Here is a 14348-nt window from a genome sequence, read left to right on the forward strand (position 1 = left end):
ATTCCATGTCTATCATTCTAAATTCTATTGTTAGCGCTTATATTAGTTTTTGTCAAACATTGTGATATGCAAAGCATCCAAGGAATTAAGAGTATTTGTTTATATAGCGCCACAAAAAAGCCCAGTGATTTACTGGGCTTTTTTAGCTGCTACAGAATGATGGAGCTACACGCCAATGTAATCCATGATCCCTTCGGCTGCTTTGCGGCCTTCATCGATAGCGGTAACTACCAAGTCGCTGCCGCGCACCATATCGCCACCTGCAAATACTTGCGGGTGCGATGTTTGGAATGCAAATTTACCCGCAGAAGGTGCGCGCACTCGACCTTTTTCGTCAAGCATAATGCCAAAGTCAGCAAACCACGGTGCAGGGCTCGGCTGGAAACCAAACGCAATAATTACCGCGTCGGCTTCAAGAATATGCTCTGAGCCTTCGACTTCAACAGGGCGTCGACGACCATTGGCATCAGGCGGTCCCATCTCAGTTTTTACTAATTTTACGCCACACGCTTTGCCGTTTTCATCAACGGCAATATCGAGCGGCTGTAAGTTAAATTTAAACTCTACGCCTTCTTCTTTTGCGTTAACTACTTCACGGCGTGAACCGGGCATGCTTTCTTCATCACGGCGATATGCACACGTTACTTGAGCTGCGCCTTGGCGAATAGACGTTCTTACACAGTCCATGGTGGTATCACCGCCACCAAGTACAACAACGCGCTTGCCCTTCATATCAATGTAATCGGCAGGGTCTTTCTCAAGACCCATCACACGGTTGGTATTTGCTACAAGGAAAGGTAGCGCTTCATGTACGCCTTCTACCTGTTCGTTATCAAAACCACCTTGCATGGATTTATAAGTACCCATGCCTAAGAAAACGGCATCGTACTTATCAAGCAAGTCTTGGAATTGAATATCTTTGCCAATCTCGGTGTTAAGTACAAACTCAACGCCCATTTCAGTAAAGATTTGACGGCGAAGCTTAATGACGTCCTTTTCCAGTTTGAATGACGGAATACCGAAAGTTAGCAAACCACCAATTTCTTCATACTTGTCATAAACAACCGGTTTTACGCCGTTACGTACCAGAATGTCGGCACATGCAAGACCAGCGGGGCCAGCACCAACAATAGCGACTTTTTTGTCGGTCCATACAACATCTGACATATCAGGGCGCCAGCCCATTTTAAATGCGGTATCGGTGATGTATTTTTCAATACTACCGATAGTTACCGCACCAAAATCGTCATTTAGCGTACAGGCACCTTCACACAGTCTGTCTTGAGGACAAACGCGGCCACATACCTCTGGGAGGCTATTGGTTTTGTGCGAAAGCTCAGCAGCTTCTAAAATGCGACCTTCGTTTGCCAAGCTTAACCACTGCGGAATGTAGTTGTGAACTGGGCACTTCCACTCACAATACGGGTTACCGCAGTCCAAGCAGCGATCTGCTTGGCCTTCGGTTTGAGATTGGCTCAGCGGTTGATAAATTTCCGCGAACTCTTGTTTACGTACCATAATCGGCTTTTTCGGCGGATCGATACGTTCAACATCGACAAATTGATATACGTTCTTTGCCATAAACTAAATCCTCCTACTGGGCCTGAATGCGTAATTCAGCACTTGAACGGCTGATGTGACCAAGCAAGTTTTTCACATCGCTGGTTTTCGGTTTAATCAACTTGAAGCGTTTCAGTGTGTCAGCAAAATTTGTCAGTAACGACAACGAATGCTCACTGCCTGTTTCTTCATAATGTTGATTAATTAAACCACGTAAGTGTTCAGCAAGAATGGCTTTATCTTCTATCGTCATAACATCGACAAGCTCAGCGTTTACACGGTTATCAAGGTCGTCGCTATCATCCATAAGATAAGCAAACCCACCCGTCATACCGGCACCAAAGTTAACGCCGACTGAGCCAAGTACAGCCACTATACCGCCTGTCATGTATTCACAGCCGTTGTCACCAATGCCTTCTACTACGGCAATGGCACCAGAGTTACGAACACCAAAGCGCTCGCCTGCTCGGCCTGCAGCAAATAGTTTGCCGCCCGTTGCGCCATAAAGGCAGGTGTTGCCCATAATTGCGCTGTCGTGGGCATCAAATGAAACATTGCGCGGCGGGTGGATAACTAGCTTGCCGCCCGTCATACCTTTACCCACGTAGTCATTTGCATCACCTTCAAGGTGCATGTGCAGGCCGCCTGCGTTCCATACACCGAAACTTTGGCCAGCAGTACCGGTAAGCTCTACTTTTATTGGTGTATCTTCAAAGTCGTGGTTACCGTGATATTTCGCGATTTCGCCGGATAATAATGCACCTACAGAACGGTCGGTATTGCGAACCGCATATTTAAGCGTTACAGACTTGCTGTTTGCTACTGCTTGCTGACCGTCTTTCAGCATTTGTGCATTTAACTCGCCTTTATCAACAGGCGTGTTAGTGGTTTCAGAGCAGAACAAGCGCGTGTGTTCACCTGCTTGAGGTTGTACTAGCAGAGGCGACAAATCTAAGCGATTCTGTTTAGCCGTAATACCATCAAGCACTTTAAGCAATTCAGTGCGACCTACCAAGTCGTCGAATTTCTTAATACCTAAAGAGGCCATTAACTCGCGTACTTCTTGTGCAATAAACTTGAAGTAGTTCATTACCATTTCAGGAAGGCCAATGAAGTGGTCGTCGCGAAGCTTCTGATCTTGAGTTGCAACACCCGTTGCGCAGTTGTTTAGGTGACAAATGCGAAGGTATTTACAGCCAAGTGCAACCATTGGGCCTGTACCAAAACCGAAGCTTTCAGCACCTAAGATACCAGCTTTTACTACGTCTAAGCCCGTTTTCAAACCACCGTCAGTTTGTACGCGCACTTTGTGACGCAAGCCGTTCTCGATAAGTGCTTGCTGAGTTTCAGACAAACCAAGTTCGAACGGGCTACCTGCGTATTTAACCGATGTTAATGGGCTTGCACCTGTACCGCCGTCGTAACCTGAAATAGTGATAAGGTCGGCATACGCTTTCGCAACGCCGGTAGCAATGGTGCCTACACCTGGCTCAGACACCAGCTTCACGGAAATAAGGGCCGTTGGGTTAACCTGCTTCAAATCGAAAATTAGCTGAGCTAAATCTTCAATTGAATAGATGTCGTGATGTGGTGGTGGAGAAATAAGGGTTACACCTGGTACAGAGAAACGCAGTTGCGCGATGTACTTGTTCACCTTATCACCCGGCAGTTGACCACCTTCACCAGGTTTTGCGCCTTGTGCTACTTTGATTTGAATAACGCTAGCGTTGACCAAGTAATGCGGTGTAACACCGAAACGACCAGACGCTACTTGCTTAATCTTTGAGTTTTTCTCAGTACCGAATCGAGACGGGTGTTCACCACCTTCTCCCGAGTTAGACTGGCCACCCAAACGATTCATAGCAATAGCCAACGCTTCATGCGCTTCTGGGCTTAGTGCACCAATAGACATTGCTGCGGTATCAAAGCGCGGGAATAGGTTTTCCGCGGGCTCTACTTCGCTAACATCAATGGGGTCGCAGTCTGGATTTAGCGCAAGTAAATCACGAATATGTGCAGGGGCACGCTCGTTAACTAAGTTTGCATACACCTGATAGTCGTCGTAATTACCCGATACAACTGCTTTTTGTAACGTGCTCACTACGTCTGGGTTGTACGCGTGATACTCGCCACCATGAACGTATTTAAGCAAGCCGCCGTGATCTACAGGCTTACGCTTAAGCCATGCTACACGGTTCAAGTTAACCAGGTCTTGCTGGAAGTCGTCAAAGCCGGCACCTTGAATGCGCGAGGTAACACCGTTAAAGCAAAGCTGCATCACTTCGTTATTAATACCAATCGCTTCAAACAGCTTAGAGCTTCTATAGCTGGCAACGGTACTGATGCCCATCTTCGACATGATTTTATACAGACCTTTATTGATACCCTTACGGTAGTTCAACGTGGCCTGCATTGGCGTGATATCAAGCTCACCTTTTTCGCATAGCTGCTCAATAGTTTCATAAGCAAGGAATGGGTAAACGGCAGTAGCACCTAAACCGATAAGCACGGCAAAGTGATGCGGATCGCGTGCACTTGCGGTTTCAACAACAATGTTGGCATCGCAGCGAAGTGATTTTTCAACTAATCGACGCTGTACGGCGCCAACCGCCATTGCCGCAGGTATCACTAAGCGATTTTGCTTAATATTTCTGTCTGACAAAATAACGAACGCGGCGCGTTTGTTTTTCACCAGCATTTCAACTTCATTACACACGCGCTCGATGGCTTTCTTTAAGCCTTCTTGCGGTGCATATTGCAATTCAACAACTTCAGAGTAGTAGTTCTCTGGGTTAAATTCGCGAAGCTGTTTAAGGTCGGTATACATTAAAATTGGCGAGTCGAACAATACGCGGTCAGCGTAACCCGAGGTTTCGCTAAATACGTTCTGTTCTCTACCAATACAGGTTGCCAACGACATCACGTGGTTTTCACGTAGAGGGTCAATTGGCGGATTCGTTACCTGTGCGAACTGCTGACGGAAATAATCATAGACCGTACGTTGGCGCGACGACATTACCGCCATTGGCGTATCGTCACCCATAGAACCTACAGCTTCTTGACCGTCTTTTGCTAATACCTTAACAACTTGCTGAATTTCTTCGTAGCTGTAAGCGTGAAGCTTGTGGTAGACCGCCATGGCATCATCATCGAACACACGCTTGCCAATAAGCGATGCATCGAGTTGTTCAATAGGTGTTAGGCGGCGAATATGTTTATCTAGCCACTCTTTATAAGGATGACGCTCTTTTAGGTCATCATCAATTTCGTTAGAACGCCAGATTTTCCCTGTATAGGTATCAACAGCAAGCATTTCACCAGGACCAACGCGGCCCTTTTCGATAACGTCAGCTTGTTCGTAGTCCCAAATACCGACTTCTGAGGCAAGGGTAATAAACCCGTTTTTGGTGATAACGTAGCGGGCAGGGCGTAAACCGTTTCTATCAAGGTTACACGCAACATGACGACCATTAGTTAATACGATACCGGCAGGACCGTCCCACGGCTCCATGTGCATCGAGTTAAACTCGTAAAATGCACGTAAGTCGTCATCCATGGTTTTGTTGTTTTGATACGCTGGCGGCACTAATAAGCGCATAGCACGGAATAAGTCCATGCCGCCCGCTAGGAACAACTCGAGCATGTTATCTAGCGATGAAGAGTCTGAGCCTTCTGTGTTTACAAAAGGTGCAGCGTCTTTCAAATCTGGGATAAGTGGCGTTGCAAATTTTGCAGCACGCGCCATTGCCCAGTCGCGGTTTCCTTTAATGGTATTAATTTCACCATTGTGCGCAAGGAAGCGGAAAGGCTGGGCTAGCGGCCAGCGTGGCAACGTGTTTGTTGAGAAGCGCTGGTGGAATACACAGATAGCACTTTGCATGCGCTCATCTGCCAAATCGTGATAAAACGCTGGCAAGTCTTTAGGCATTACCAGGCCTTTGTAAATTGTTACAAGGCCAGATAAGCATGCTACGTAGAAATCAGGATCTTCTTCAAGGCGTTTTTCCGCACGACGTCGAATCATATATAAACGACGTTCTAGGTCGCGTTTACGCCATCCAGCAGGTGCGTTTACAAACACCTGTTCTATTTGTGGAACACCCGTGAGGGCAAGTTCGCCAAGTACTGAGCGGTCGACAGGCACTTCGCGCCAACCCACTACTGACAACGTTTCTTTTTCTAGTTCTTCATTAAGTACTTCACGCGCAGCTTGCGCCAGTACAGGGTCCTGATTTAAGAAAATCATGCCCACGCCGTACTTTTTGCTGAGTTTCCAGCCATTTTCGTCGGCAATTGCATGGAAGAACGCATCCGGCTTTTGCAGCAGTAAACCACAGCCATCACCGGTTTTCCCATCGGCGGCAATACCACCACGATGCTGCATACGGTCAAGGCCGTGTATTGCAGTTGTTACCAATTCGTGACTGGCTTCCCCGTGAGTATGAGCAATTAAGCCAAACCCACAGTTGTCCCGGGAATCATTGGGATTATATAAACTCATCTCTTTACTCCTTCAACCTTTTGACTGGGCAAGGTATGCGTTGCATGTAGATGCGCTGAGGTTTGCGTATCACAACATGGTTAGACGTCTATTGTGCTCAAACGCGTTATTGCGTGTGGCCTGCGCCTTTCTTGTCGTTTATTTATTATTAGAGGATTCCAGTCTTTCCGCATTTTTATGCATTATTGCGATGCGGGCCGTACAAAATACCCACATAAAAATTTAAAATCAATCGCTAAAAGAAGAAGTGACCTAGAGAATTAGTATAACTCTTATTAATTTATTTAAATTCAATGATTTAAATTCATTAAATCTATTTTGTAAGCAATATGTTATTAAGTTATTAACGAAAAGATATGTTGTTTTTTAAATGATAATTACTCTCAAGTAGAAAGCTTGATTGAATAACTATGCTTTAAAAATGCTGTTTTATGTTGTCAATGGTGGTTTGCGTTGTATTTTTATCTAATTGTAAAGAATGGGTTCCAGTTCTCTTATTGCTGTAGATTGCTGTATGAAATTTATTCTAAAGTAAATGGTGTTGATTATTTTTGAGAAAATAATTATTCACTAAAGCAAACTGCGAAGGTCAAAACGTTGCCGCGAATGCAGTTATTGCTACTTGTGGATGTGCACAAAAATAAATTCAATACTTTGTCGAAAACGACACTGTCGTTTGTGAATATGCTAAAGCCTGATAGGATACAAATATATTAGGTTTAAGTTAGACATACATGCATTCAGACTCACCCAATGATTCTTGGGCAATTCGCTTTGCTCAGTTTGTTCAACGCTTTGGCACGCTAAAGCTCAGTATCCTTTTTGTTGTTTTGTCACTGTTCTTCACGCTTGGCGGTTCTTACGTTATTCGCGTAAGCATGGGCAGCCAAGTGCAACCCGACGACTTTATCAGCGCTGTTGTACTAACAATGCTCTCAGCGCCCTGGGTTCTGTATTTTTTTAGTGAACTTATCAAGCAGCTTGAAAATTCACGTACCAACTTAAAAGAAGTGGTAAGCCAGCTTGAAAGCTTGCGCGAAGAAGATGTGTTTTTGAATCGAGAACTACAAAGCAACATTCGTCAGCTTAACCACGAAATTGAGCAAAGAAAGCAAGCACAGGAAGAGCGTGAAGCCTTATTTAAAGACTTAGAAAAAGAAATTCAAGACAAGTCAGAACAAGAAGCGCAAGCGAGGCGCTTATCAACGCTGCTACGCTCTATTATTGATGCGTCGCCTGACCTTATCTACTACCGCAACGAAGAAGGCCGCTTTGCCGGTTGTAACCGTATAGCGGAGCTAATGACAGGAAAAACCGAGCAAGAGCTTCTTGGACTCACGCCGAAAGACGTTTACGAGGAAGACTTGGCTCGCCAAATTGTAGCTAGTGACCACGAAGTACTAGAAAGCAACGCCAGCATTACCGAGGAATTATGGCTGCGCTTCGCCGACGGTAGACGTCGTTACTTCGAAATGAAGCGAGTACCGTTTTTCGATAAAGAAGGTAACCGTTTAGGACTACTATCGTTTGGTCGTGACATGACCGAGCGCAAGCAAGCCGAAAATGCAGCGGCAAAAGCCAGCACGGATAAAACGCGTTTTATTGCTACAATTAGCCACGAATTAAGAACACCGCTAAACGGAATTGTTGGGTTAAGCCGCATGCTGCGCGATACCGAATTAAGTGACGAACAATTTAGTTGGGTAAGTACGATTTACGCAAGTGCGATAACGCTGGGCAACATTTTCAACGACATTATCGACCTAGATAAACTAGATCGCGACAAACTTGAGCTAAGCCTTAAAACGGTATCGCTAAAAGACTTTACAGAAGAACTTAGCAGTATTATTCGCTTACTAGCAGCAGATAAACAGCTTGAGCTTAAAACAACCATTAACGAACCGTTACCGCGTTTGGTTGAAGTAGACGGTACCCGCTTGCGCCAAATTCTGTGGAACATCTTGTTTAATGCAGTGAAGTTCACGCAAAAAGGGCACGTTAGTTTATCGGTATCGGCAGCAAAGCCTGATGGCGATAAATCGTATGTGACCTTTATTATAGAAGATACCGGTGTAGGTATACCCGAAAGTGAAATCGACAAGATTTTTGCCATGTACTATCAGGTCGATCACCCCGACCATCAGTCGGCAACAGGCACCGGCATTGGGCTTGCCATTTGTAAGCAAATGGTAGATTTGATGAAAGGTGAAATTCATGTTTCAAGTCGCGTAGGCAAAGGTACCCGCTTTGAAATTGTACTACCAGTGCAAATATCGAATAGCCCGATGAAGGTAGCGCAATTAGAAGTTACAGGCTTAAACATTTTGTTAGTTGAAGATATTGAGCTGAATGTAATGGTGGCAAAAGCCCTGCTTGAAAAGCTAGGTCAAAAGGTTGATGTCGCCATGACAGGTCAAGAAGCGATTGATAAAGCCCGTGCTAATCAATACGACCTAATTTTGCTTGATATACAGCTACCTGACATGACGGGCTTCGACGTAGCAAGTACGCTTATTGAAGAAGACCTTGTTATGCAAACACCTATTGTGGCATTAACGGCTAACGTTATTAAGAAACGTGACGAGTACTTAGAAAACGGCATGGACGACGTTATTGCTAAGCCAATCAAAAAGTCCCGTGTTATTGAGGTGTTTAATGAACTGTTCCACGCGCCTCCTGCACCACTTGAGGTAGATGGAGAGCTGGACCGCCCTGAGCCCGACAAAACATTAAGTAACATTTTAGACATGGACTTATTGCAGATGTTAGTGGATACCATAGGGGATGAAATGGTGCGTGCTAGCGTAAAAGTGTTCCAAGAGAAGATGCCAGAGTACATGGAAATTTTGCAGCTTAGCTTAAGTGCTGATGAAAAGTCAGATGTATGCTCTGAGGCGCACAAGATTAAAGGTGCAGCAGGCTCAGTTGGCCTAGCTAGAGTTCAACGCATTGCTAATCAGATTCAACAGGGCGATCACCCAACATGGTGGGAGAACGTTCACGATTGGGTTGAAGAGCTACAGATGGCGGTACAGCACGATATGAAGGCACTTCACGATTGGTTGAACGAACAACAAGTTGATGACTAACGCATAGCCTTGCGTTACAACTTTCAAAGCTTTTTTAAAAACAATTTAAAAAAGCGTGTAAAAAAGGGCATTAGCCCTTTTTTCTTGCCCATAAAGCAAGAGAGACAAAATAGGAGCAAAAATAATGCACAACGAAATGATTTCAGAAGGAAGTGCCACGGTGTTCTCTAATAAACACATTCAAACAAGCGAGTTACCTCGGCTTCAAGAATTAGCGTTAACCCCTATTTCAAGACGCTATCGCATAATCAATCTGTCGGCAATAAGCGCAATTGCACTTGTATTGCTATCAATTGTAACCGCACTTCGCTTTCAACCTTTGTTTGAGCTTCCCGAAGATTTGGTGTTTGCTTACCCTTACATCTGCAGTGTAATTTTCGGCTTGGCATTTTTATGGGCCACCTATCATTTTTTCGCAGACACAAAAATTACTTACGCGGTAAGAGAGCAGGATGTCAGTAAGCAATCTGGGCTTATCTTTCGAAAGCTTTCTTGCCAACCAATATTACGCGTACAGCATGTTGAGTTGAACCGTGGACCTCTTGAACGTTGGGCGGGTCTAGCATCACTTCAGGTGTTCTCGGCGGGTGGTGAGATGTACACCTTCGAAATACCAGGTTTGGAATTAGAGAAAGCGCAGAAAATCAGGCAGTTCATTCTTGATCATAAAGACGTGAGTGCACGATGATGGATGAACCAGCAGCCGCGTTAGAGAATGCAACGCCTCAACGTATTGTAAAAGTAGAAACGGGCGACGAATGGCAGCGCTTATCACTTATTGCTATCGTGTATTTTACAGTACGTAACATTATGGGAATGGCGCAGGGGCTTATTTATCTTATTCCTGCGATGGCGGTGACATTTAACATTCTAGACAATCTTCAGTCGCCAAAAACTTATGCTGCTATTGCGGGTGTGTTGTTACTCACATCGCTTAGCGGCGTTGTAAGCTTTTTTATGTATAAGTTCCGTGTGTACAACCAGCATGTTGAAATTCATAACGGTGTGTTCCAGCGTCGCTATACCAACTTGCCGTTGTGGCGTATTCAAAATGTAAAAATAGAACTCCCGTTTTACTACCGTCCCTTCGGTTACGCATTAGTCGTGTTAGACACAGCCGGCAGTGGTAAAGAAGAAGCTAAAATTGTGGCTGTTCCGCTGTCTTACGCTCACGCATTAAAGAAACGTGTGCTATTTGAGAAAGAAAACCACAATGCGAATGAGCAAAGCACTGATCCAAATTGCAAGGTAAATACAGGCTCGACAGACGCACTGGCGTCGGTGGACACGGTTGAGCGTGCTGAGACAACTTCATCGCAAGATGAAGATGCCAATGAAGAAGTACTAAATCGTCGCTCCATTGGGGATATTGTTATTCACGGTGTGACCAATAATCGCGTATGGATTATTTTAGGTGCGGCGGCTCCATTCTACGACGATGTGTTTGGTTTTATCTCTGAATGGTTGGCTGAAAAAGGGCTGCAGTTAAATCAAATTGTAGGTGAACAAACCATAGCATGGTGGCAGTTTGGTCTTTATGCCTTTGTCGTACTTATGATGATAATGGCAGCCATGGCGCTACTAAGCGTTGGTGGTGCATTGTTTACTTTTTACGGCTATACGTTGTCGCGGTCAAACGATCGTTACATTCGTAGAAGTGGCCTTTTGAATAAGCTAGAAGTAAGCATGCGCGCTTCACGCATTCAAATGATTACTGCAAAGCAAGACTGGCTAGATAAGCTGCTAAAGCGCGTTAATTTGTATTTTGAGCAAAACAGTACCGCAGGGCAGCAAATTCAAGAATTAATGTCGCCAAACAAACTCATCGTGCCCTCTGTGACAGAGGCGGAGTCTGTTGCGTTAAGTCGCGAAGTGTTCCCACACTGTAATTTTCAGCAGCAAACCTACAAAAGTATCAGCAAGCGCTTTATATTATTTTGGCTTGCTGCGGCTTGGGTCGCACCGTTTTTGCTTGCATTTGTAGTAGGAGCATTAACAGCGCATTTAGATATTATGCTGATATCTGCTACTGGTTTTTGCTTTATTAGCCTGGTATTGGTGCTTCGCTGGTGGCGATGGGGCATTGCGTTTGACAGTCGCTATATTTACGTAAGAAGAGGGCGAATAGGTGTGGATTACCTGTGCTTCGAACCTTACAAGGTGCAGCAGGTAATGATAAAGCAAAGCGTATTTATGAAGCGAAAGAAACTCGCCACGATAAAGTTCGTGTTGGCATCTGGTGCGGTTACGGTACCATTCTTACCGGAGGAGTATGTAAATACACTCGCTGATAGCGTGCTGCATGAAGTAGAGTCTACACGCAAATCGTGGATGTAAACGTGTAGGCTATGCCTACGCACTTACACCAACTTGTAAAAATACTACGCAGCGGTTTCGTCGCGAGCAATAATTTGGTCTTTGCCTGCGTGTTTAGCCTTGTATAAACGCGCATCGGCCACTTCAAGCTGTGATTCCAAACATTTATGCTCTTCGGCACATACCCCAATGCTGCACGTGATATTAAATTTGTGGTGGGTAAATTTAGTGTTGCGCACCGCATCCATAAAGGCAGAAAGCGCGGCTAGATACACTTTAGCAGGGCGCACTGATACGACAGTAAATTCTTCACCGCCATAACGCACAATTAAGTCATCTGGGAAGTAATCTTTTAATAGCGCTGCGAACTCTTGGAGTAATACATCGCCGGTCTTATGACCGAGTGTATCGTTCACATTTTTGAAGTTATCTGCATCAATCATCGACACAATCACTTTGTCGCTTGACGTTTTATTAGCGAAAAGTTCGTCGGCTTTTTCATACAAAAACCGTCGGTTGTAGACTTTGGTAAGCGGGTCAAGGTTTGCTGAGTCGCGAATGGTTTGAATCATTTCTTGTGATTCTAAGTTCTGCATTACTCGGCAGTAAAACTCTTCGTGATAAAACGGCTTTGAAAGAAAATCGTTAGCACCGCTTTTAATAAACTTCGATGTTAATACACTGTCACCTGTGGCAGACAAGCCAATGAATATTAAGTCCTGCATACGTCTTTCATGACGAATGGCCTTAACTAACTCATAGCCGTCCATATTCGGCATGCGATGGTCAGCAATGACCATTTTAATATCGCGATGCTGCTCTAATTCCTCAAGGGCTTCAAGACCATCGCTTGCTTGGTGCACTTGAAACTGAAATTTACTTAACAGTGAGCAAATGTGATTTCGACTGGTTTTAGAATCTTCTACTACTAACACTTTAGTGGTGAGGTTTTTACGAAGTCTATCGACCAGCTTAGACACTTGTAGGTATGAGTAGCGAGATTCTTTGGTGATGTAATCGAGTACGCCTTGGTCGAGCAGCTGAGCACGAGTGAACTCATCGAAGTTCCCTGTTAACACAATGGTAGGCACGTTGTATGACAACGCAAGCTCTACGCTTTCACCGTTGGGGGCATCAGGAAGATTAAGGTCGACAATAGCAGCAAGGTAGTCAGTACCGCTTTCTAGTGCACTTCTAGCCTCTGCAAGGTCTTCGCAAAGGTCGCATGTGAAATGAGGATTATCCTCAATCAGCTTATTAACTATCTTTCTAACAGTAATACTGTCTTCAACTACTAGAACTTTATACATGCGAACTACTCAATTACCGTGGACGCTGATAATAGCGAAGAATAGACGAAAAAGCCCTCGCTCGAAGGGCTTTTTATACTTAAGTTTAAAGCTGTTCTGGCGGAACGCGAACCACCCCTTCCATAAGTACACGTGCGCTTCTACTCATTACTGCTTGGTTGATATTCCACTTGTCGTTCTCAAACGCAGCCTTTGCACCTACGCGAAGTGTGCCAGAAGGGTGTCCAAATGTGACTGATTCTCTGTCTTTTCCGCCCGCGGCAAGGTTGACCAAGGTTCCCGGAATAGCTGCTGCTGCAGCAATAGCGACCGCAGCCGTGCCCATCATGGCATGGTGCAGTTTGCCCATAGAAAGCGCTCGCACTAATACATCAATATCTGAACCAAGCACGTCTTTTCCGCTAGAGGCTTTATAGCCCGTTGGTGGGGCAACGAACGCGACCTTAGGAGTATGCTGGCGATTTACCGCTTCGCTTACATCGTTAATCAAGCCCATTTGAACCGCACCATGCGCACGAATAGCTTCGAATTTTGCCAAAGCTTCAGCATCGCTGTTTATATCGTCTTGTAGTTCAGTGCCGTTGTAGCCAATGTCTTCAGCGTTAATAAAGATGGTAGGAATGCCTGCGTTAATCATGGTTGCCTGAAGTGAGCCAACCCCCGATACTTCAAGCGTGTCCACCAACCGGCCTGTTGGGAAAATAGCACCTTCACCATCGGCTGGGTCAACAAAGGCCACTTCAACCTCTGCGGCAGGAAAGGTAACACCATCTAGTTCGAAGTCGCCAGTCTCTTGTACTTCACCATTGGTAATAGGTACTTTAGCAATAATGGCTTTGTTGATATTAGCTTGCCAAATATTGACGGTGGCAACGCCGTTTTCAGGAATTTTACTTTTATCAACAAGGCCATTGCTAATGGCGAACGCCCCAACGGCTGCGGTTAGATTTCCGCAGTTACCGCTCCAATCTACAAAAGGTTTGTCGATAGCCACTTGTCCAAACAAATAATCGACATCATAGCCTTCACGCTCACTTTTACTCAAAATCACGGTTTTACTGGTGCTGGAAGTAGCACCGCCCATACCGTCGGTTTGTTTTCCGTAAGGATCGGGGCTGCCAATAACACGCAACAGCAATGCATCACGCGCTGGACCAGGCTTCTGCGCCGCCTCTGGCAAATCAGTTAAGTTAAAAAACACACCCTTACTGGTACCGCCACGCATATAGGTAGCCGGTACTCGAAGTTGTGGCGCATACTTTGTCATGTTTTTTCCTCTTTTGTGGTGTGCGGAAGTTGGTTGCAATTTGAAACACGCTGTGAACACATCCGTGTGCGCTCCCCAGCCGCATCCTTGCGGCTGGAAGGTTTCAAATTGCAACCAACTTCCACTCAAAAGTAATTAACTCTTTCGAGAGAGGAGGTCGAAACCCCGTAGGTTTCAACCGTGCCTCAACGCTCTCTTCAATTAAAAACCATTTTATCTGGAGAGAAGTAAGGTTGTTTGCGATTTGAAACACGCTGTGAACACATTCATGTGAGTTCCCCAGCCGCATCTTTTCGGCTGAAAGG

At 45.2% G+C, this 14348-nt stretch carries 7 protein-coding genes; 3 read left to right on the forward strand and 4 right to left on the reverse strand.

Translation table 11 applies throughout. From position 1 onward, the window contains the following. Window positions 1-165: 165 nt before the first annotated feature. Together ACGHAV_RS05045 and gltB are read right to left on the reverse strand one after the other, a co-directional pair. On the reverse strand, window positions 166-1581 hold the full coding sequence (locus ACGHAV_RS05045; protein WP_390377298.1) for an FAD-dependent oxidoreductase: 1416 nt from the start codon (window positions 1579-1581) through the stop codon (window positions 166-168). 13 nt (window positions 1582-1594) lie between these two features. Next, window positions 1595-6061, reverse strand: a complete 4467-nt coding sequence (gene gltB, locus ACGHAV_RS05050) for a glutamate synthase large subunit (protein WP_390377301.1) — start codon at window positions 6059-6061, stop codon at window positions 1595-1597. A 734-nt stretch (window positions 6062-6795) separates the two neighbouring features. Between gltB and arcB the strand changes: the two genes are divergently transcribed. The 3 genes from arcB (at window position 6796) to ACGHAV_RS05065 (ending at window position 11487) form a co-directional block, all read left to right on the forward strand. After that, on the forward strand, window positions 6796-9150 hold the full coding sequence (gene arcB / locus ACGHAV_RS05055; protein ID WP_334013708.1) for an aerobic respiration two-component sensor histidine kinase ArcB: 2355 nt from the start codon (window positions 6796-6798) through the stop codon (window positions 9148-9150). Between the two features lie 124 nt (window positions 9151-9274). After that, window positions 9275-9838, forward strand: a complete 564-nt coding sequence (locus tag ACGHAV_RS05060; protein WP_390377304.1) for a PH domain-containing protein — start codon at window positions 9275-9277, stop codon at window positions 9836-9838. Then, complete coding sequence (locus ACGHAV_RS05065) at window positions 9835-11487, forward strand: PH domain-containing protein (RefSeq protein ID WP_390377306.1); 1653 nt, start codon at window positions 9835-9837, stop codon at window positions 11485-11487. Before ACGHAV_RS05060 ends, ACGHAV_RS05065 begins: the two co-directional genes overlap by 4 nt. Window positions 11488-11531: 44 nt before the next feature. Here ACGHAV_RS05065 and ACGHAV_RS05070 read toward each other — a convergent pair whose 3' ends face one another. Beyond that, window positions 11532-12776: a diguanylate cyclase gene (locus ACGHAV_RS05070; RefSeq protein WP_390377309.1), complete on the reverse strand. Its 1245-nt coding sequence runs from the start codon at window positions 12774-12776 to the stop codon at window positions 11532-11534. 85 nt (window positions 12777-12861) lie between these two features. Then, window positions 12862-14043, reverse strand: a complete 1182-nt coding sequence (gene prpF / locus ACGHAV_RS05075; protein WP_390377312.1) for a 2-methylaconitate cis-trans isomerase PrpF — start codon at window positions 14041-14043, stop codon at window positions 12862-12864. Window positions 14044-14348 lie beyond the last annotated feature (305 nt).

The sequence above is a fragment of the Alteromonas sp. MTD1 genome, from assembly GCF_042848195.1.
Classification (GTDB): domain Bacteria; phylum Pseudomonadota; class Gammaproteobacteria; order Enterobacterales; family Alteromonadaceae; genus Alteromonas.